Annotated in this window: 20 protein-coding genes; 8 read left to right on the top strand and 12 right to left on the bottom strand. The window is 59.9% G+C overall.

The genetic code is table 11. The features are described from left to right. The first annotated feature begins 54 nt into the window (after positions 1 to 54). The 4 genes from ACP0GE_RS04675 to ACP0GE_RS04660 all read left to right on the top strand — a co-directional run bounded on the left by ACP0GE_RS04675 (position 55) and on the right by ACP0GE_RS04660 (position 3,485). Entirely contained in the window at positions 55 to 1,050 is a 996-nt protein-coding gene (locus ACP0GE_RS04675; RefSeq protein WP_424830836.1) for an ABC transporter substrate-binding protein, read from the top strand. A 155-nt stretch (positions 1,051 to 1,205) separates the two neighbouring features. Continuing rightward, a complete protein-coding gene (locus ACP0GE_RS04670; RefSeq protein ID WP_424830835.1) occupies positions 1,206 to 1,919 on the top strand; it encodes an ABC transporter permease in 714 nt (237 codons plus the stop codon). After that, positions 1,912 to 2,646 (top strand): ATP-binding cassette domain-containing protein, encoded by a 735-nt coding sequence (locus ACP0GE_RS04665; protein ID WP_424830834.1) that lies wholly within the window; start codon positions 1,912 to 1,914, stop codon positions 2,644 to 2,646. The genes ACP0GE_RS04670 and ACP0GE_RS04665 overlap by 8 nt, the downstream gene beginning before the upstream one ends. 23 nt (positions 2,647 to 2,669) lie before the next feature. Continuing rightward, on the top strand, positions 2,670 to 3,485 hold the full coding sequence (locus ACP0GE_RS04660; RefSeq protein WP_424830833.1) for a substrate-binding domain-containing protein: 816 nt from the start codon (positions 2,670 to 2,672) through the stop codon (positions 3,483 to 3,485). A 54-nt stretch (positions 3,486 to 3,539) separates the two neighbouring features. Here ACP0GE_RS04660 and ACP0GE_RS04655 read toward each other — a convergent pair whose 3' ends face one another. The 10 genes from ACP0GE_RS04655 to ACP0GE_RS04610 form a co-directional block, all read right to left on the bottom strand. Beyond that, on the bottom strand, positions 3,540 to 4,412 hold the full coding sequence (locus ACP0GE_RS04655; RefSeq protein ID WP_424830832.1) for a substrate-binding domain-containing protein: 873 nt from the start codon (positions 4,410 to 4,412) through the stop codon (positions 3,540 to 3,542). Continuing rightward, complete coding sequence (locus ACP0GE_RS04650) at positions 4,413 to 4,538, bottom strand: hypothetical protein (RefSeq protein WP_424830831.1); 126 nt, start codon at positions 4,536 to 4,538, stop codon at positions 4,413 to 4,415. A 13-nt stretch (positions 4,539 to 4,551) separates the two neighbouring features. Further along, complete coding sequence (locus ACP0GE_RS04645) at positions 4,552 to 5,814, bottom strand: c-type cytochrome (protein WP_424830830.1); 1,263 nt, start codon at positions 5,812 to 5,814, stop codon at positions 4,552 to 4,554. Then, a complete protein-coding gene (locus tag ACP0GE_RS04640) occupies positions 5,815 to 7,017 on the bottom strand; it encodes a formate dehydrogenase subunit gamma (RefSeq protein WP_424830829.1) in 1,203 nt (400 codons plus the stop codon). 74 nt (positions 7,018 to 7,091) lie between these two features. Continuing rightward, the gene (gene fdh3B / locus ACP0GE_RS04635; protein WP_037307340.1) at positions 7,092 to 7,685 is read right to left on the bottom strand and encodes a formate dehydrogenase FDH3 subunit beta; all 594 of its coding nucleotides are present in this window, start codon (positions 7,683 to 7,685) and stop codon (positions 7,092 to 7,094) included. Between the two features lie 12 nt (positions 7,686 to 7,697). Continuing rightward, on the bottom strand, positions 7,698 to 10,592 hold the full coding sequence (locus ACP0GE_RS04630; protein ID WP_424830828.1) for a formate dehydrogenase subunit alpha: 2,895 nt from the start codon (positions 10,590 to 10,592) through the stop codon (positions 7,698 to 7,700). Between the two features lie 102 nt (positions 10,593 to 10,694). Then, complete coding sequence (locus tag ACP0GE_RS04625; RefSeq protein WP_424830827.1) at positions 10,695 to 10,883, bottom strand: ubiquinol-cytochrome c reductase iron-sulfur subunit N-terminal domain-containing protein; 189 nt, start codon at positions 10,881 to 10,883, stop codon at positions 10,695 to 10,697. 57 nt (positions 10,884 to 10,940) lie between these two features. Further along, a complete protein-coding gene (locus ACP0GE_RS04620; protein WP_424830826.1) occupies positions 10,941 to 11,552 on the bottom strand; it encodes a TorD/DmsD family molecular chaperone in 612 nt (203 codons plus the stop codon). 4 nt (positions 11,553 to 11,556) lie between these two features. Further along, positions 11,557 to 12,135: a DUF3306 domain-containing protein gene (locus ACP0GE_RS04615; protein ID WP_424830825.1), complete on the bottom strand. Its 579-nt coding sequence runs from the start codon at positions 12,133 to 12,135 to the stop codon at positions 11,557 to 11,559. After that, positions 12,132 to 12,686, bottom strand: a complete 555-nt coding sequence (locus ACP0GE_RS04610; RefSeq protein WP_424830824.1) for a DUF3305 domain-containing protein — start codon at positions 12,684 to 12,686, stop codon at positions 12,132 to 12,134. The genes ACP0GE_RS04615 and ACP0GE_RS04610 overlap by 4 nt, the downstream gene beginning before the upstream one ends. 260 nt (positions 12,687 to 12,946) lie before the next feature. Here ACP0GE_RS04610 and ACP0GE_RS04605 point away from each other — a divergent pair, with 260 nt between their 5' ends. Further along, positions 12,947 to 14,902 carry a 4Fe-4S binding protein gene (locus tag ACP0GE_RS04605; protein ID WP_424830823.1) on the top strand — a complete coding sequence of 652 codons (1,956 nt, stop codon included), beginning with the start codon at positions 12,947 to 12,949 and terminating at the stop codon, positions 14,900 to 14,902. Here ACP0GE_RS04605 and ACP0GE_RS04600 read toward each other — a convergent pair. After that, positions 14,896 to 15,624 (bottom strand): hypothetical protein, encoded by a 729-nt coding sequence (locus ACP0GE_RS04600; protein ID WP_424830822.1) that lies wholly within the window; start codon positions 15,622 to 15,624, stop codon positions 14,896 to 14,898. The two genes, ACP0GE_RS04605 and ACP0GE_RS04600, sit on opposite strands and share 7 nt — an antisense overlap. Positions 15,625 to 15,753: 129 nt before the next feature. Here ACP0GE_RS04600 and ACP0GE_RS04595 point away from each other — a divergent pair, with 129 nt between their 5' ends. From ACP0GE_RS04595 to ACP0GE_RS04585, 3 genes are read left to right on the top strand one after another with little or no spacing between them, the layout of a single operon-like run. Next, a complete protein-coding gene (locus tag ACP0GE_RS04595; protein WP_424830821.1) occupies positions 15,754 to 16,815 on the top strand; it encodes an Mrp/NBP35 family ATP-binding protein in 1,062 nt (353 codons plus the stop codon). Further along, positions 16,812 to 17,510 (top strand): DUF4444 domain-containing protein, encoded by a 699-nt coding sequence (locus ACP0GE_RS04590; RefSeq protein WP_424830820.1) that lies wholly within the window; start codon positions 16,812 to 16,814, stop codon positions 17,508 to 17,510. Before ACP0GE_RS04595 ends, ACP0GE_RS04590 begins: the two co-directional genes overlap by 4 nt. After that, on the top strand, positions 17,507 to 17,986 hold the full coding sequence (locus tag ACP0GE_RS04585) for a DUF6505 family protein (RefSeq protein ID WP_424830819.1): 480 nt from the start codon (positions 17,507 to 17,509) through the stop codon (positions 17,984 to 17,986). Before ACP0GE_RS04590 ends, ACP0GE_RS04585 begins: the two co-directional genes overlap by 4 nt. Before the next feature lie 2 nt (positions 17,987 to 17,988). Here the strand turns inward: ACP0GE_RS04585 and ACP0GE_RS04580 are convergent, their stop codons facing one another. Beyond that, positions 17,989 to 18,489, bottom strand: coding sequence for a flavin reductase family protein (locus tag ACP0GE_RS04580; RefSeq protein ID WP_424830818.1), 501 nt, complete (start codon positions 18,487 to 18,489; stop codon positions 17,989 to 17,991). Position 18,490: the final 1 nt, after the last annotated feature.

Here is an 18,490-nt window from a genome sequence, read left to right as displayed (position 1 = left end):
AGAATTCAACAGACCCCGATAACGGGGCACCAACAGCAACTAGGAGATATGAAGATGAATAAGCTACTCAGCGGGGCGGTTGCAGCCTTTAGTATGGCAGCCAGCGCAGCGTTTTCGGCGGATGAAGTGACACTCCAGCTCAAGTGGGTCGGACAGGCACAGTTTGCAGGCTACTTTGTTGCTGAAGCCAAGGGGTTCTACGACGAAGAAGGTTTGGACGTCACGATCAAACCTGGTGGCCCGGACATTGCGCCGGAACAGGTAATCGCCGGTGGCGGTGCTGATGTAATCACGACGTGGATGGCAGCGGGTTTGGCGGCGCGTGAACGGGGTGTGCCTCTGGTTAATATTGCGCAACCGTTTAAAACCGGTGGGCTGCAGGTGAACTGCCTGAAATCGACAGGTGTTGAATCTCCTGACGATTTTCCAGGCCGAACCATGGGTGTCTGGTTCTTCGGCAACGAATACCCCTTCTACGCGTGGATGGCCTCGCTTGGGATCGAAACGGACGGCGCTGATGAGAACGGTGTGACCGTCCTGAAGCAGGCGTTTTCCGCTGATCCGCTGATCCAAGGGCAGGCGGACTGTATCTCGACTATGACCTATAATGAGTATCGTCAGATTTTGCAGGCTGGGATCACACCTGAGGAGTTGGTGACCTTCAACTATCTGCAAATGGGTTTCGGTATGTTGGAAGATGGCCTTTACGTCCTGGAGGAAAATCTGAGCGACCCGGAATTTGCCGACAAGATGGTACGTTTTGTCCGCGCCTCGATGAAGGGATGGCAATACGCGGCAGAGAACCAGGAAGAGGCGGCTGAAATCGTCCTTGAATTCGATGCGACTGGTGCTCAAGAGTTGGACCATCAGGTTTATATGATGGGCGAAGTTGCAAAGCTGATCGAAGGGTCGAATGGCGCTCTTGATCCGGCGGATTATGAACAGACAGTAAAAACCCTTCTGTCTGCCGTGTCAGCCGAGAATCCGGCGATCACCAAAGAGCCCGACGGTGCCTGGACGCACCAGATTACGGATGCTGCACTGAACTAGAATCCGAAGTCATATGCGACACGACGCGGCCTGGAAAACGGGCCGCGTTTTTTGTTCGTGATGCCGGAAATGTGCCAGTCAGTGAGGTGGAAATCAGTTAGTATTCATCTGTAAAATATGGCATTCTGTCGGAAACACATCAATCTTGGTAGAAAATGCAGGGATTTGCATCAGAATTCAGTTCCGCACTGGCTTTGATCCTGAACGGGGATGCCGAGCTGTGGGCGATTGTGTTGTTGTCCCTGAAGGTTTCCATTTTTGCGGTGCTGATTTCGGCGGTGATTGGGATGCCCGTTGGCGCTGCTCTGGCCGTGGCGCGTTTTCCGGGGCGTCGTATTCTGATTGTTTTGATGAATGCGCTGATGGGGCTTCCGCCGGTGGTGGTGGGCTTGTTGGTCTATCTGATGTTGTCCCGTTCCGGGCCTTTGGGCGTGCTGGAGCTGTTGTATACCCCAGCGGCGATGATCATCGCGCAGGTGGTGCTGGTGACGCCGATCATTGCCGCTCTGACACGGCAGGTGGTTGAGATACTAGCCGAGGAATATGCGGAACAGTTGCGGTCTCTGGGGGTATCCCGGCTGGCTTCGGTTCCGGTGCTGCTTTGGGATGCGCGATTGGCCTTGGTGACGGCGCTGCTGGCCGGGTTTGGGCGCGCGATTGCCGAGGTTGGCGCCGTGATCATCGTTGGCGGCAACATCAACCATGTAACACGGGTGATGACGACGACGATTGCCTTGGAGACGTCCAAGGGCAATCTGGCGCTTGCGCTGGCCTTGGGGGCGATCCTGATCGGTATCGCGGTGGCGGTGAATGCGATGGTCAGTACGCTCAGCCTGCGGGCCGAACAGGAGGGGCTGCGTCATGCGTGACCTTGTCTGTGAGAACGCAAATGGCCTGTGTGTGCAGGGTTTGAAGATCAAACGCCAAGGCGCGGCGCTTTTAGATGTACCGGAACTGGTATTGGACGGCCCCGGGCCAACTCTGATCCTTGGGCCAAATGGGGCCGGGAAAAGCTTGCTGCTGCGCTGTTTGCACGGGTTGATTGCGCCGGATCGAGGGCAGGTGATGTTCAGGGATGGACCTTTGACAGCCGATCATATGGCCCGACAAGCCATGGTGTTTCAGCAACCTGTTTTGCTGCGCCGGTCAGTCAGCGGCAATCTGGACTTCGTATTGAAACGTCAGGGATTGGACCGGGCCGCACGCCGGAAGAAGATTGCCGAGTTGCTGGTCGAAGGCGGATTGGACGGCAAAGCTCGGCAGGCCGCGCGATCGCTGTCCGGGGGGGAGGCGCAGCGCCTTGCCATTCTGCGCGCGCTGGCGACCGGGCCGGACACCCTGTTTCTGGACGAACCGACCAGCGCGCTGGACCCGAGCGCCACACAGAAAATCGAACGGATGATATTGCGCGCCTCAGCCCGCGGGGTGCGGGTTGTGATGGTAACGCACGACATCGGCCAGGCCCGTCGATTGGCCTCGGACGTTGTCATGATGCAGGGTGGGCAGGTGGTTGAACATGGGGCGGCGCGTCAGGTGCTGGATGCGCCCTCCAGTCCGGCGGCACGCCGATATCTGGCCGGTGGTTTGGTCACCTGATTCAAAACAGGACGGAGAAAATGATGTTCCGCGCAAGTTTCAGCGCTGCACTGATCACGCTTGGATTGGCCGCTACGCCGTGCCTGGCCGAAGAGCCTTTCGTCGTCGTGCAATCCACGACCTCGACCCAGAATTCGGGCCTGCTGGACTATATCCTGCCGGGGTTCGAGGCCGAGACCGGCATTGACGTTCGTGTGGTTGCGGTTGGCACCGGGCAGGCGATCCGCAATGCGATCAACGGCGACGGGGACGTCTTGCTGGTTCACGCCAAACCGGCGGAAGAGAAGTTCGTGGCCGATGGTTGGGGCGTCGAGCGTTTAGATGTGATGTACAACGATCTGGTTCTTGTCGGGCCAAAATCCGACCCGGCTGGAGTGCGAGGCGGGGATGACGTCGTCACTGCTCTGGCAGCTATTGCACAGGCCGAGGTGCCTTTTGCTTCTCGTGGTGACGACAGTGGCACGCATAAGGCCGAGATGCAGCACTGGTCCGCTGCTGGTCTTGATCCGACCGGGGCGTCCGGAACGTGGTACCGCGAAACGGGCTCGGGTATGGGGGCAACGCTGAATATCGCCAGCGGGATGGGAGCGTATGTACTGACGGATCGAGCGACCTGGTTGTCCTTTGGTAACCGCGGCGATCTGGAGGTTCTGGTCGAAGGTGATCCGCGTCTGTTCAATCAATATGGAGTCATTCTGGTGAACCCGGAAAAACACCCTGGCGTGCGTGCGGCCGCCGGGCAACGGTTCATAGACTGGTTGACTGGTCCTGACGGGCAGGGCGCAATTGCATCTTACCGTCTGGATGGCGAGCAATTGTTTTTTCCGAATGCGCAGTAAATTGGCCTGTGGCCAATGCCTTCGGCGAGAGTATTTGGAAAAAGATGAAGCGCGTCAGCCGCTGGCGCCATTGTGCTGAATCTGACCCAGCCCTGTGATGTCGTAGCCGCCGAACTCGGCTGCCCGGGTGCGGAAACGGTCGGACTGCAGGAAACTGAGCAGCTTTTGCATCGGTGGGTCAAAGAAGGCACGACGCCAGATGGCGAGGTCCAGACGTTCTGCATGGGTAGGAATGAAGCGCAGCCCGAAAGTGCCAGCCAATGCACCCAGTCCGAAACCGGCCTCGGCCTTGCCATCCCGCAGGGCGGTGGCGAGTTCCTCCTCGGTGCGGGCGCAATCGGGCAGGGGGCTGAGATCGGCGCGGGCAAGCCCGCTGGCAGAGAGTTGTGCGTCGAACAAATGCTGGCTGGCGGCGCTGTCCTGACGCAGGACGACTTTGCGACCTTTGAGGTCCTGAAACCCGGAAATGCCTCCGGTTCCGGGGGCCAAAAGCAACCCGCGTTGGCGCTGCGCGATTTCGACCAGAACAACCGGGGCTTCCCCCAGCGTGTCCCGCAGGGATTGGGTGTTGAAACCGTCCGCCTCGTGAATATGCAGGGCTGCAGCCTGCGCGTCGCGGTCCTTGAGGCGGCCCAGCCCGTCGAATGAGCCGTCATAATAGGTCGCCAGCCCCGACCCGCTTTCCCGCAAGGCCCAATCCAGCAGCGGATCGTGGCTGCCCGCCACAATCGGCGGCAGCGGCGGTTCGGCCACTTGTGGGCCTGAGCGAGAGGCGTTGAGCCATGCGATAACTTCCGCCCTTGGAAACAGAAGTTTGCCCATGGCGCGGACGCAGGGAACCTCGCCCGAGGCGGCAAGGTCATAAGCCTTCCGCTCGCCGATGCGCAACAGATCGGCCAGTTCGCGCGTGGTCAGGAATTCGGGCATTCAGTCGAGACGCACAGCCGGGCCAGCCGTGGTATCGGCGGCACTGAACCCGATCTGGTCCAGCGCCTGAGGGGCGGCGATGGTTATGACGGCCATCACTGCGACGGCGGCTAGAAAGGCTTTCATCGTCTCCTCCGGCTCAGTTCTCGGGCACCGTGGCACGGCGCAGAAAGGCGATCAGGTCGGTCCGGTCCTGTGTTGCCGAAATCCTTTGCATCGGCATCTTTGACCCCGGGATATAGTGATCCGGCCCTTCATCGAACAGAGCGTTGATTGTGTCTTCATCCCAAATGATATCAGAGTCTTGCAGGATGTCCGAGTATAAATATCCCGGTAATGTTCCGGCCTTTCGTCCAAAGATATTATGCAGCGTCGGTCCGGCGCGCCTTTGCCCATCCGGTGTCAGGCTGTGGCAGATTGAGCATTTGCGGGCGAACTGGCGCTCACCATTTCCCATTTCTTCGGGCTGTTTGAGAAAGTCGGGCTGGGTTGCAGCCATTTGCGTGTGATCGCCCAGCGATGTGACAGGCCAGCTGTACATTGCCTCATCAATGCCACCGGCGTGAATGTTCTGGCCGTCGGTCGAAAAGGCCAGCGCCCAGACCGGGCCGCGCAGGGTGGCGCGGAAATCCTGTGCGATGCGCCATTCTATTGTGTCGATCACCATGATGTAACCTTCGCCGTCACCCACGGCCAGCATCCGCCGGTCCGGGCTGAGCGCCAGCGCAAGGATGGGGCGGCGGCCAAGGGTGAAATCCCGTTCCTCGCCCGTAGTCAGATCGCGGACCCGGGTGATGCCGTCGACTGCACCATAGGCGATCCAGTTGTCCTGCGGGTTCAGGGCAAGTTCGTTTATGCCAAAGCCATGTTCGATCAGACGCTCAAGCTCCTGTCCCGTTGCGACGTCCCACAGGCGCAGGGTTCCATCGACCCCGGCAGAATAAAGCTGTGTTCCATCTGGCGTAAATGTCACGGCATTCACGCCGCTGCCCGTTGGTCCCAGCATTTTCGGCGCAGACCCGTCCTCGGGCCACAGACCGATGGTTCCGTCCCAACTGGCGGTTGCGACATGGGTTTTTGAGGCTGCGAGCCCCACGATCTTGCCTTTGTGCTGGCCGACCACATCTCCGCCCGGCCAGCGGCGCAGGGTGAAATCATCGCCTGCGGAGTAGATCGCGGTGCCATTGAAGGCAACCGAGTTGACGGCGGCCTCGTGCCCTTCCAGCCATTCGGGTTGGCGTTCGGACCAAAGACCAACGGAATTGTCGAAACTGGCGGTCGCTATGCGCCCGTCCGAAGCAGTAGCGATTCCCATGATCGGCCCGCCATGGCCTTTGAGTGTGTAGAACTCAGCCCAAGCGGGCAGGGGCAGCAGAGCCAGGACGAAAACCAGTCGGCGCATTTATTCAGCGGGGGAAGCAGCGGCTTTGCGGGCCTCTTCTTCCTGAACCTCTTCCAGCCACAACGAGTGATGCTCGCGCGCCCATTGTTCTTCGACCTCACCGGTGCCCATGGCATCAAAGGCACCTTCCATACCGATTGAGCCGAGGTAGATATGGGCGATGATGATGGCGATGAAGACATAGGCGATCATGACATGCCAGACTTGGGCGTATTGCATTTCTTCCTGTGGCGACATCTGCACGGGCAGGGTTAGGCCCAGTGCCTGCGGAATGCCCGTAGCGTTCGCGACCGAGAAGGTCTTGGCGAACAGGGGCATCTCGAACGGGAACAGTAGCGACAGACCCGACAGGCTGATCGAGACGCCCAGCAGGATACACGCCCAGAAGATCACCTTTTGGCCCGCGTTGAATTTCTTGGCGGGTGGGTGGCTGCCTTTGGTGAACAGGCCCCCTCCGGCCGCCAGCCATTTCAGGTCGGTACGGTTGGGGATGTTGTGGGCGATCCAGTTCAGCGTGACGATGATCAGGCCCAACATGAAAGCCCAGGCGAGATTGTTATGCAGCCATTTGCACCCCTGTGCGATGGTGGCAAAGCCTTCTTTTCCAAAGATCGGGATCAGGAAGTCGCGGCCATAAAGGGTCAGCAACCCGGTCAGGCCAAGGATCAGGAAGGATCCGGCAAACAGCCAGTGGCCGAAGCGTTCGAAACTGGTGAAGCGCAGAACGGTGCGGCCGGTCTTTTCCCCGTCAATACGGATGCGACCCCGGATCAGGAAGAACAGAAGGATGATGGCGACCATTCCGCCAAGGATATAGGTTCCGTATTCCCGCAGGGGACCGGTGCGGAAGGTCAGCCACCACATGCCGCCATCCTGAATCAAAACTCCAGCAGCGGGGCCTTTGGAGGAAACGGTCACATCTGCCGTGCCATAGCGCAGGGCACGGTAGACATCGCTGTCGGACGTAACCCCCCGCGTGCCGAGTTGGCCCAGCAGGCCTTCGACATTGCCTTGCCCGGTGTTTTCAGAGCGATAGCTGTTATCGACCTGCTCGCCGCGCTGGCGGGCGAGGATATCTTCGAGAGTTGTTGCCCCGCCGGTTTCCGCCCTTTCGGGTGCGGCGGTGCTGTCATCGGTCGATTGGGCTGCTACCGAAATGGCCAGCCCTAGGGTGAACAGAAATGCGATGAGAAAGCGGAGCATCTGAACCTCGGTCAAATTCCAAGATCGGACAACCCGCACAAGGCGGGTTATCCATTGCTTATGAAGACAGCGGGCTAGCCGTCTTTCTGGTCGTAGGCGGTGCCCCAACCCCATGCGCCCGAGCCAAACCCGCGCGCCACGACGCGTTCGCGGTAGATGGCCGACACCACGTCGCCGTCACCGGCAAGCAGGGCCTTGGTGGAGCACATCTCGGCGCAGATGGGCAGTTTGCCCTCGGCGATCCGGTTGCGACCATATTTGGCGAACTCTGCGGTCGAGTGCGTTTCCTCGGGGCCGCCGGCGCAGAAGGTACATTTGTCCATCTTGCCGCGCGATCCGAAGTTGCCCGCCTGCGGGTATTGCGGCGCGCCGAAGGGGCACGCGTAGAAGCAATAGCCGCAGCCAATGCACAGGTCCTTGGAGTGCAGGACGACGCCTTCTTCGTTCTGATAGAAGCAGTCGACCGGGCACACCGCCATGCAAGGCGCGTCTGAGCAATGCATACAGGCCACCGAGATCGAGCGTTCGCCCGGGTTGCCGTCATTGATCGTAACCACCCTGCGGCGGTTGATACCCCACGGCACCTCGTGCTCATTTTTACACGCGGTGACGCAGGCGTTGCATTCGATGCAGCGTTCAGCGTCGCAGAGAAACTTTGCTCTAGCCATTTATCGTCCTCCTTACGCTGCCCAGATCTTGCAGAGAGTACATTTGCTCTCCTGCATCTGGGTCACTGAATCGTAGCCATAGGTCTGGGCAGTGTTGGAACTTTCACCCAGGACATAGGGGTCAGCGCCTGCGGGATATTTGTGCCGCAGATCCTCGCCCTGGAAATGGCCGCCAAAGTGGAATGGCATGAAAGCCACGCCAGCACCGACCCTATTGGTCAGCATCGCCATCACCTTGACTTTGCCGCCCTCGGGACCTTCGACCCAGACCTGTGCTCCGTCTCGAATGCCAAGGTTGTTGGCATCGCGCGGGTTGATCTCGACGAACATGTCCTGTTGCAACTCGGCCAGCCACGGGTTCGACCGGCTTTCCTCGCCGCCGCCCTCATATTCGACCAGACGACCAGACGTCAGGATTATCGGGTAATCCTTTGAAAAGTCGTTCTTTTGGATCGAAGCATAAAGGGTGGGTAGACGATAGGCCTGACGATCCTCGTAGGTCGGATAGTCCTCCACCAGATCGCGCCGGTTCGTATAGAGCGGCTCGCGGTGCAGTGGGATCGGATCCGGGAAGGTCCAGACGACCGCGCGGGCTTTGGCGTTCCCGAAGGGCGCGCAGCCATGCTTGATCGCAACCCGCTGGATGCCGCCGGACAGGTCGGTTTTCCAGTTGGTCTCTGGCCCCGCAACGGCGTCGATGGCCGCGCGTTCCTCGGCCGTCAGGTCGCCGTCCCAGCCAAGGTCCATCAGCATCTGCATCGTAAACTCGGGATATCCATCCTGAATTTCCGATCCAACGCTATAGACCCCTTCGGCCAGCAGGTTGTCGCCGTCCCGTTCCACGCCAAAGCGTGCACGGAAGGTCAGGCCACCTTCGGCCACCGGTTTGGACATGTCATAAAGGTTCGGTGTCCCCGTATGACCCATCTCAGCCGTTCCCCAGCAAGGCCATGGCAGGCCGTAATACTCGCCGTCGTTTGGTCCACCAATGGCTTGCAGCGTGGTTCTGTCGAACGTGTGCTGGTTGGCCATATGGCTTTTCAGACGTTCCGGCGACTGACCGGTATAGCCGATGGTCCAGAGGCCCGAGTTGAACTCACGCGTGATGCTTTCAACATTCGGGGTTTCCGGGTCTTCCATCTCGATATTGCGGAAGAACCGATCCGCCCAGCCGAACTTGTTGGCGAACTTGGCCATGATGACCTCGTCCGGCAGGCTTTCGAACAGCGGATCAACCACCTTGTCGCGCCACTGGAGCGAGCGGTTCGAGGCCGTGACCGAGCCACGGGTTTCGAACTGCGTACAGGCCGGCAGCAGGTAAACGCCGTCGGTGCGGTCATGCAGAACGGCCGAGACGGTGGGATACGGGTCGATCACGACCAGCATGTCCAGCTTCTCCATCGCCGTCTTCATTTCCGTCATCCGGGTCTGCGAGTTGGGCGCGTGGCCCCACAGAACCATGGCGCGGACGTTGTTGTCCTGATCCATGTTGGCCGGGTCTTCCAGAACACCGTCGATCCAGCGGGAAACCGGGATGCCGCGTTCGTTCTGAAGCGGTTTATCCTTGCCTTCCTTGTCTTTGATCGTGGCAAACTGACCGGCTAGCCATTCGGGTTCTTCACCCCAGACACGGGCCCAGTGACCCCACGCACCCTTCGACAGGCCATAATAGCCGGGCAGGGTGTGAGACAGAACACCAAGGTCCGTCGCGCCCTGCACGTTGTCGTGGCCGCGGAAGATGTTGGTGCCACCCCCCGAGGTGCCCATGTTGCCAAGCGCAAGCTGTAGTACGCAATAGGCGCGGGTGTTGTTGTTGCCGTTGGTGTGCTGAGTGCCGCCCATGCACCAGATCACCGTCCCGGGACGGTTGTTGGCCATGGTGCGCGCAACACGTTTCAACTGCGAACCGGGGGTGCCGGTGACACGTTCGACCTCATCAGGGGTCCACTTGGCGACCTCTTCCTGAATCTGGTCCATGCCCCAGACACGGGTGCGGATGAATTCTTTGTCCTCCCAACCGTTGTCGAAGATGTGCCACAGGATACCCCAGATCAGCGCCACGTCTGTACCAGGGCGGAAGCGGACATATTCATCCGCATGCGCCGCGGTGCGCGTAAAGCGCGGGTCGCAGACGATCAGAGGCGCGTTGTTCTGCTCTTTCGCGCGCAGAACGTGCAACAGCGAGACGGGGTGCGCCTCGGCCGGGTTGCCGCCGATGATGAAGATGGCCCGGGAATTGTGGATGTCGTTGTACGAATTGGTCATGGCGCCGTAGCCCCATGTATTCGCAACACCCGCAACAGTGGTCGAGTGGCAGATACGCGCCTGATGGTCCACGTTATTCGTGCCCCAATAGGCGGCGAACTTGCGGAACAGATAGGCCTGTTCATTATTGTGTTTCGCGGAACCCAGCCAATACACGCTGTCCGGCCCGGATTCTTCGCGGATGCTCATCATGCCGTCGCCGATCTCGTTGATCGCCTGTTCCCAGCTGATGCGCTTCCACTCGCCGCCTTCCTTTTTCATCGGATACTTCAGGCGGCGCTCGCCATGGGCATGCTCGCGAACCGAAGCCCCTTTGGCGCAGTGCGCACCCAGGTTGAACGGGCTGTCCCAGCCGGGTTCCTGCCCGACCCAGACACCATTCTGAACTTCGGCAACGACCGTACAGCCGACCGAGCAATGCGTGCATATGGATTTGATATTCTCAACAGCGGTTTTCGCCGCTGTTTGGGCGCTGGCTTGCGTCACGGTTCCGCCCGTGGCGCTGATCGCGGCAAGGCCGCCGATCGTCAGGCCCGAGCCACGCAGGAATGCGCGGCGATCGACGGTTTTCTCGCCGACCTGGGACAGGATACTTGTCCGCTGGGGGCGTCTCGCAACCCCGTTGGTCTTTTTCCTAAGCATTGGTTTCCTCCCTTGCGCGCCGTGTCAGCCACGGCTGGCTTGGTACTGCTGCCGACGTCAGGGCCAATCGCAACCGTCCGTCGGGTGGTGGCATCGTCCGACTTAGAACCGGGCGCTGTCCAGATAGGCGCGGGTATGCGCTGTGTCCTGAATGCGGGTTTCGTCCGTGGGCAGCTCGGCTGCTTCGGCTTCTCCGCTCAGGCTGGCTGCGGCGACGGCAGCAGGTGCTGCGGTTCCGGCCAGTTTCAGGAAATCGCGGCGCGTGGCACCGTCTTCCTCGGTCTTGCTCATGGGCTCCTCCTGTCCCAATTGCGGTTTGGTGCCTTGGGGGCACCGGCGAGTGGCGGGCTAGGCCGCCGTCATTCGGAAGGCTTCGCGCTCGATCTCCATGAACACCCGACCGGCAGTCCCGACCGAGGCATAGAGAACCGAGTTCTCGGCACCTTCCAAATCCGAATAGAAATGCGCGGCCCAGGGGCCGATATGCTTGTTCCAGAACGCTTTTTGGTCATCCAGAGGGGCAGGCGCGCCGAAACGACCGACGATCATACCCGCCATCATTTCCATCAGCGAGGCGATGTTGTCTTCGGGTTCATAAACATTCTGCGCCCGCGTGATGCCACGCGCGGCCATGTCATTGCGTAGCTGCGCCAGCGGTTTTTCGTTCAAGAATCCGGTCAGATAGAAACTGGCATAAGGCAGTAACTCTCCCCGACCCAACCCGATGAACAGGGCGTTGAATTCACGCTCAGCGGCGACAGGTTTGGTCACCTTGGCCACACGGGCCATCGCCTGAATGGCCTGACCTAGATCAGACTCATCACCGCCAAGCCCTGTCATCTGATCCAGCAGCATCTGATCGGGCGGGCCGGACAGAAGCAGGCCCAGGAAGTTGTAGAAGTCCGCGCGCAGACGATCCTCGGCTGAGATATCAAGAGTTTGCGCGTTGTCTGCGGTCATGGAGTTATCCTTCGAATTCAAATTTCATGCGGCGCGGAACAGGAGAGAGGTCGGCGTCCTCAGGTTCTTCCACTTCGGCCATCAGCACGGGTTCAGATGCAGGTTCGGCGGTTATGGCCGGTTCTTCATCTGCTGCGGCTACATCTGCTTCGGTTTCGGTTTCTGGCGCTTCAGGCTCGGCCTGAGCAGCCAGTGCTTCAACATGCGCCAGCATGCCCCTGCCAACCTGATAGGCGGTTTGGATGTTTTCGATCACGCAGGCGGCATCCGTATAATCCTCGCCATAGTCGACAAGGCCGTCGACATTCGCCAACACCGGATTAAGTCGCCACAACCGCCGCAGCGCGCGACGGCGCAGACGGTCGGGAACGGCTTTTGCCATGAAACCCGAGACGTCATCTCCGGCCTGCAACTGATCGGGATCGGGCAGGTTGAATTCGGCCAGAATCTCGGCATCGCTTTTTTCTTCCAACTCGGCTTGCTGGGTTGCGATAGCCTGTTCTTCTGCGGCCAGAACCTCGGCTTCAGCCTCGGCCTGAACGGCAGCCTTGCGGCGGGACCAGAAATCGCGGGTCTGGGTCATTGCAGCACCCGGCGCGGGGTACGATAGACATCCGAGTCCTGACGGATACGCGCATCCCCTTTGCCGTCTTCCACAAGATCAACGCGTTTCTTGTCGCGGCGGCGTTTCACAAACACCTCGTCGCGGTGATGTTCCAGCGCAAAGTCCCGGACCCAGGCAACCAGCCCTTCGGTCATGGGGATCTTTTCGACAATCTCTTCGCCGGTGTCGGCATAGTCTTGGCCCTCAAACGGCGAGGCCGTGATCAACACCGCGTTCAGGGGCGTATCCCCGTCCAATTCGTTTCTGAGGATAAGGTAGAGAGAGGGCTGACCATCCGACAGGTTCACCATATAGGCCTCGGTCTCGTCGGCCCAGAGGGTAAGGGGCAGGGTGGCCGCGTGGTATTCAACGGCTTCACCCTCGCGACGCAGTTCCAGCCAATCGGCCGGGCCTGCACCAGGCAACGCGGCAACCGCGCGCCAGTTCCATTTCGCCCACCGGGTTACCCCGGGCGTTTTGCGCACTATGACGCCAACCGGCATTTCGATCTGACGTGCGGCCTTGGCCACGTTTCCTCCCCGAAAAGGCTCTCCCCTGCCTTCTCTTGATGTGTAATATGATACATAAATTGGCGCGCTGCCAAGTCCACATTGGCCCCTGAGTGGCGCGATCACCGATTATTTATCCGGTTTGGGCCTGCATCCAGCTCGCAAACGAAATTTTGATGAAAAATAGTGCACAAATCCCGACTTCTTTGGGCGCGGTACATTGCCTGTTCCGGGATTGGGTCTAATGTGCTGCAGGCGATGATGTGAACAAGGGGAGACAGATGACAGCAAAAATCCTTCTGTGCGACTGCGCGGGGACGCAATCTGTAGACCCGGATCAAATCTCCTCGGCTTGCGATGTAGGATGTTCGAAGGTCCACACCGCCCTGTGTACGCGCGAATTGGCGTCCGCCGCAGCGCTATTGCAATCGGAAGACTCTGTTGTGATCGCCTGCGGTCAAGAGACCGAGGTCTTCCGCGAACTGGCTGATGAGCTTGGTGTGGATCAGCCTGGATTTGTTGACCTGCGCGATCGGGCGGGATGGTCGGACCAGGGGCAGGATGCGGCCCCGAAGATGGCGGCGCTGACTGCCGAGGCTTTGCTGCCGCAACCTGTGACACCCAGCATTGACGTCATTAGCGAGGGCACGTGTTGCATCATTGGTCCCGGAGACATTGCGTTTGATCTGGCCGCCATATTGGCTGACAGCCTTGCCGTCACGGTTCTGGTCACGGATGACGAGATACCCATGAGCCGCGCGTTTGATGCTGTGCGGGGCAACTTGCGTGGCCTGTCCGGGGCGCTGGGCGGGTTCACTCTGAAACTTGATCAGGTACAGCAGATAGAGCCCGGCGGGCGCGGCACGTTCGGGTGGAGCGATCCGCGCGACGGTGCCACATCACGCTGTGACGTCGTGATTGATCTGACGGGGGGCACACCGTTCGTTGCTGCCCCCGATAAGCACGAGGGATATTTGCGCGCCGACCCTCGTGATCCGTTGGCCGTTTCGCGGGTTGCGCTGGAGGCGGTGCAATTGGTGGGGACTTTTGAAAAGCCACTCTACGTGCGATTGGACGAAACGCTTTGCGCCCACTCCAGAGCCGAGCAAACAGGCTGCACGAAATGCCTGAACATCTGCCCAACCGGCGCGATTACCTCGGCGGGTGAGCATGTGGCGATTGATCCGATGGTCTGCGCCGGTTGTGGAGAATGCGCCGCGCTATGCCCATCGACGGCAATCACTTACGAGGACCCGCCAGTTTCCGCACTCTTGTTGCGTATGCATATCCTTGCCCGCACATTTCGACGTGCAGGCGGTTCTGCGCCGCGATTGCTGGTTCATGACGGGCACGGTGCGCAGATGATCCAGTTGGCGGCCCGGTTCGGTCGTGGGCTGCCAGCGGATGTCATCCCGTTGGAACTGAACGTCGTGTCAGGGTTTGGCCATGCGGAAATGCTGGCTGGCCTGGCCCATGGGTTTGCCCGTGTTGATGTGCTGCTATCGCCCAAAACCGAACGTGATGCGTTGGATCAGGAACTGGTTCTGGCGCGGGCGCTTTCTGGTGATCGGGCTGTTGGTCTGATTGACGTGGACGACCCGGATGCGCTGTCGGACCTTCTCTATGATCAAGAGGGAGCAGAGCCGCTGACCGAACCCGTACTTCCGTTGGGCAATCGCCGTCAGATTGCTCGTCTTTCGGCGCAAGCTTTGAACCCACAGGCTGGGGAACCGCTGCCGCTGCCGGATGGCGCTCCTTATGGCGCGATTGCCGTGAACACGGATACCTGCACGCTCTGCCTCAGTTGCGTATCCCTTTGCCCTTCCGGGGCGCTGATTGACAATCCGGACAGGCCGCAACTGAATTTTCAGCAGGATGCCTGCCTGCAATGCGGCCTTTGCAGGACCATCTGCCCTGAACAGGCGATTACTTTGGTGCCGCAGATGGACCTGAGTGACGCCGCCCTGTCGCAGCGGGTTCTGAACGAAGAAGAACCGTTTGCCTGCGTCGAATGCGGCGCGTTGTTTGGTGTGAAATCCACGGTCGAGCGGATCATGGAGAAGCTGTCGGGCACACACCCGATGTTTGCAACCTCGGAGCAGGCCCGGATGATCCAGATGTGCGATGATTGCCGGGTCAATGCGCAGTTCCACAGTCAGGACAACCCTTTTGCCTCAGCGCCGCGCCCCAAGGTTGTCACGACCGAGGATTATTTCTCAAAACGCAAGGATCACTGAAATTGCAAAGGTGCGCCCAGATCCGCTGCCTCCAGCGCGGTCACAAAGGCCAGAATCGCCTCGAGATCGTCCAGTGTCATTTCGACCGGGTGAATGGGCGAGGGAAGGTTGACAGCGAAGGGCGGTGTAACGTCTTCAATCTGGGTAAAGGCCGGGTGTGGATTCAGGGCAAAGAACGCCTGAAACCTTTCCGACCAGTCGGGCATCGCGCGCAGCACGGCGAACGAAGGCGTCGACCCCAGCCCGTTCATCCGGTTTTGTGGTCCGATCACGTGGCACCGGCCGCAATGGGTCATCGACAATTCCTCTCCCAGGGTGACATCGCCACTGATACTCTGGTCCTCGACAATGGCGGCGATTTCAATACTGGCGGTAAAGGGGGTGCCGTCGGGAGGGGTGTAACTTTCAACCGTGCGCTTGCCGATGTCGGACAACAGCCAGTCGCGGAACCGGGCCTGACGCTTGTTGTCGTTGGTGCGCAAGTGGTAGATCACATCGTCGCGCGAAAAAACCGGATCGCCGGGCGGATTGACCTCCAATGACATTTCGCCATTTTCATCCGCAATAACGCGTATCCCGGTCTTGAGAGAAAAGCGCGGAAGGATATGTTGCAGAAGGCCGGATGCTGAAACCTCGTCCGGGGCCTTTAGACCCAGCGTCTCTTGCGCCCGGGAAGGGCTGGCAGAGAGCGTCAGGCTCAGGCACAAGAGGACAAAGCGCATGGCCCAGCCTAGCGGCGCATGGGCGAAGGCGTCAAATGAACAGAATGAGACGGAGACACATGCAATGAGCGGCGACGGATATTTGTCGGTACGCAAGGCCCCAACCGGGCAGAACAAAAGGAAGGGCGCATGAGCATCCGTGACGCGGTTCTGGCGAACCTGAAAAAGATCACCGACCCGGTTTCCGGTCAGGATATTGTTAGCGCAGGTATCGTGCGTGCGCTGAATGTGGATGGCGACACTGTGCGCTTTGTGCTTGAGATCGACCCCAAGCAGGCAGAGAAGATGGAGCCTGTGCGCGCAACTGCGGAACAGGCGGCACAAATGGTGGATGGTGTGGCCAAGGTTTCGGCCATGTTGACGGCGCACTCCGACAAGGCGCCGCCGGACCTGAAACCGAAACCCAAGCCATCACAGACCGGCCCGCAAGCAGTGGCGGGAGTGGACCGGATCATCGCCGTTGCTTCGGGCAAGGGTGGCGTGGGCAAGTCCACCGTGTCAGCGAATCTCGCCTGTGCGCTGGCGGCTGAAGGGCGGCGTGTCGGCCTGCTGGATGCGGATGTCTACGGGCCGTCCCAACCTCGGATGCTGGGTGTCTCGGGCCGTCCGGCCAGCCCCGATGGCAAGACAATCCTGCCGCTGCGCAATCACGGCGTCACCATGATGTCCATGGGCTTGATGACCAATGAAGGGCAGGCCGTTGTCTGGCGCGGCCCGATGTTGATGGGCGCGCTGCAACAGATGATGAACCAAGTGCAATGGGGCGCGCTGGATGTGCTGATTGTCGACCTGCCACCCGGCACCGGCGATGTACAACTGACACTCAGCCAGAAGTTCAAGGTGGATGGCGCCATTGTCGTCTCGACCCCGCAGGACGTGGCGCTGATCGATGCCCGCAAAGGGATCGATATGTTCAACCAACTCAAGACGCCCATCGTCGGGATGATCGAGAATATGTCGACCCATATCTGTTCCAATTGCGGGCATGAGGAACATGTGTTCGGCCATGGCGGCGTCGCTTCTGAGGCCGAGGCGCTGGGCGTGCCGCTTCTGGGGGAAATCCCGCTACATCTGGATATCCGGGTGGCCTCAGATGGGGGCGCGCCAATCGTGGTCAGCAAGCCCGATACCCCACAGGCCGAGGCGTTCCGCAAGATTGCCCGCGACCTGATCACCCAAGGCAACGCATGAGCGATCCGGTCTTCCCTCCGTTGTTGACGGGCCATCCGGTGCAGGGTGGGGAAGACCCATATGAGCGGGCGCAGGCCATGGCGGCGCTGGGCTGTGACGCGGGAACGGTAGTCTACAACATTCAGGCTGATCGTTTGCGTGTTGCCATAGTGTTTGCCCCCGAGGTCGCCTTAGCCGATGCCATGGCAATGCTGCCCTTATGCGCGGTGGGTTTTCAGAACGCGCTGGGCGCATTGGCCCCGCCCGAGGTCGCCGTGCATCTGGGCTGGGATGGGCTGATTTGCGTGAACGGTGCGCGTTGTGGCCAGTTTTACGTCGCAGCCTCGACCAGCGATCCAAAGAAAGAGCCGGACTGGCTGATCGTCAGTTGGGAACTGGCGCTGCTGCAAACCGGTGATGCCCCCGGAGAAACGCCTGACATCACCGCGCTTTATGACGAAGGCTGCGCCGAGGTATCGCCGGTTCAGCTGGTCGAAAGCTGGTCGCGCCATATGCTGACCTGGCTCAACCGCTGGCAAGAGGATGGAAACGCCCCTTTGCACGCCGAATGGATGGGGCTGCTGCGCGGTGTTGGGGAGCCGATCGAAGGGCAGGGCGTGTTTCTGGGCACGGACGAACGCTTTGGAATGCTGATCCGCAATGGTGCGGATACCGATCTGCGCCCGCTGACCGATTTGCTGGAGGACATGAGATGAAACTCGCCCGCGCCATTCACTTTGATGAAAGCGACAGACACGTCTTTCATTCCCCCGCCCGCACCGGTGAATGGTGCATCGCGGGCGGGTTCGAGTTTTCCAATTGGGGCGCGGGTGATCTGGAAGGCAAGGCACGTCAGGCCTTTGCAAATGGATGGTTGGGGCTTGAGACCTTCGGGCGGGTGACTTTTGTGGCCGTGACCCAAATCGAACCTGCCGAGCAAGCGCAGATCACCCAAAACCTGGCCGAACACTTTGTGCGGCTTTATGGGGCACCATCAGCCGAGGCCGCGCTGGGTGTAGCTCAGGACGAATTGGCGCACATGTCCGAGCTTTGTGACGAACATGATCCGAACACCTTGCTGACTGTTGCGCGGGAGTTGACCGAAGCAGGGGTACACGAGGCGTTTCGCGTGATCACACCACAGGACGCGCAGCTAGAGGCGCTGGCGGTGCATGGGTCGCTGGACGAGTAGGCCTAGATCAGGTCGGCAAAGCCACCAAATTGCCCGCGCTTGAAGATCAGCCCCTGACCTTTGCGATGCATGACCCGATCCACATGACCAACCAGAATCAGATGATCCCCAGCCTCGTGGCGCGCATGTAGCGTGCAATCAAACCGGGCCAGACACTCGGTCAGGTGGGGGCGTTCGGCCTCATCCAGTTTCCATTCGGCATGCGAGAAATCCAGACCGTTGCGGGCAAATTTCAGCGCCTGATCCTGCTGATCCTGCGCCATGACGTGGACGGAATAGGTTTGGCAGGTGCTGAACGTATCAAACCGATTTGAATCCTTTGCAAGACACCACAGCACCAGTGGAGGGTCCAGGGAAACCGACGAGAACGAATTGACGGTTATCGCCCGGGGACCGTCCTGTGTATGGGCCGTGACAACCGTGACGCCTGTGCCGAAACATCCCAAAGCCTCGCGAAAGGCCATGGATTGATCCGGGCTAGGTGTAAATGTCTTTTCGTTCATT

Source organism: Ruegeria sp., assembly GCF_965243365.1.
In the GTDB taxonomy this organism is placed as follows: domain Bacteria; phylum Pseudomonadota; class Alphaproteobacteria; order Rhodobacterales; family Rhodobacteraceae; genus Ruegeria.
This window is presented reverse-complemented; position numbering and strand designations above follow the sequence as displayed.

Coding starts and splice junctions, on each gene's coding strand:
- ACP0GE_RS04605 (WP_424830823.1), top strand. CDS start 12,947: ATGACAGCAAAAATCCTTCTGTGCGACTGCGCGGGGACGCAATCTGTA.
- fdh3B (WP_037307340.1), bottom strand. CDS start 7,685: ATGGCTAGAGCAAAGTTTCTCTGCGACGCTGAACGCTGCATCGAATGC.
- ACP0GE_RS04640 (WP_424830829.1), bottom strand. CDS start 7,017: ATGCTCCGCTTTCTCATCGCATTTCTGTTCACCCTAGGGCTGGCCATT.
- ACP0GE_RS04645 (WP_424830830.1), bottom strand. CDS start 5,814: ATGCGCCGACTGGTTTTCGTCCTGGCTCTGCTGCCCCTGCCCGCTTGG.
- ACP0GE_RS04615 (WP_424830825.1), bottom strand. CDS start 12,135: ATGACCCAGACCCGCGATTTCTGGTCCCGCCGCAAGGCTGCCGTTCAG.
- ACP0GE_RS04585 (WP_424830819.1), top strand. CDS start 17,507: ATGAAACTCGCCCGCGCCATTCACTTTGATGAAAGCGACAGACACGTC.
- ACP0GE_RS04650 (WP_424830831.1), bottom strand. CDS start 4,538: ATGAAAGCCTTTCTAGCCGCCGTCGCAGTGATGGCCGTCATAACCATC.
- ACP0GE_RS04630 (WP_424830828.1), bottom strand. CDS start 10,592: ATGCTTAGGAAAAAGACCAACGGGGTTGCGAGACGCCCCCAGCGGACA.
- ACP0GE_RS04655 (WP_424830832.1), bottom strand. CDS start 4,412: ATGCCCGAATTCCTGACCACGCGCGAACTGGCCGATCTGTTGCGCATC.
- ACP0GE_RS04675 (WP_424830836.1), top strand. CDS start 55: ATGAATAAGCTACTCAGCGGGGCGGTTGCAGCCTTTAGTATGGCAGCC.
- ACP0GE_RS04670 (WP_424830835.1), top strand. CDS start 1,206: ATGCAGGGATTTGCATCAGAATTCAGTTCCGCACTGGCTTTGATCCTG.
- ACP0GE_RS04595 (WP_424830821.1), top strand. CDS start 15,754: ATGAGCATCCGTGACGCGGTTCTGGCGAACCTGAAAAAGATCACCGAC.
- ACP0GE_RS04625 (WP_424830827.1), bottom strand. CDS start 10,883: ATGAGCAAGACCGAGGAAGACGGTGCCACGCGCCGCGATTTCCTGAAA.
- ACP0GE_RS04665 (WP_424830834.1), top strand. CDS start 1,912: ATGCGTGACCTTGTCTGTGAGAACGCAAATGGCCTGTGTGTGCAGGGT.
- ACP0GE_RS04580 (WP_424830818.1), bottom strand. CDS start 18,489: ATGAACGAAAAGACATTTACACCTAGCCCGGATCAATCCATGGCCTTT.
- ACP0GE_RS04620 (WP_424830826.1), bottom strand. CDS start 11,552: ATGACCGCAGACAACGCGCAAACTCTTGATATCTCAGCCGAGGATCGT.
- ACP0GE_RS04600 (WP_424830822.1), bottom strand. CDS start 15,624: ATGCGCTTTGTCCTCTTGTGCCTGAGCCTGACGCTCTCTGCCAGCCCT.
- ACP0GE_RS04660 (WP_424830833.1), top strand. CDS start 2,670: ATGTTCCGCGCAAGTTTCAGCGCTGCACTGATCACGCTTGGATTGGCC.
- ACP0GE_RS04590 (WP_424830820.1), top strand. CDS start 16,812: ATGAGCGATCCGGTCTTCCCTCCGTTGTTGACGGGCCATCCGGTGCAG.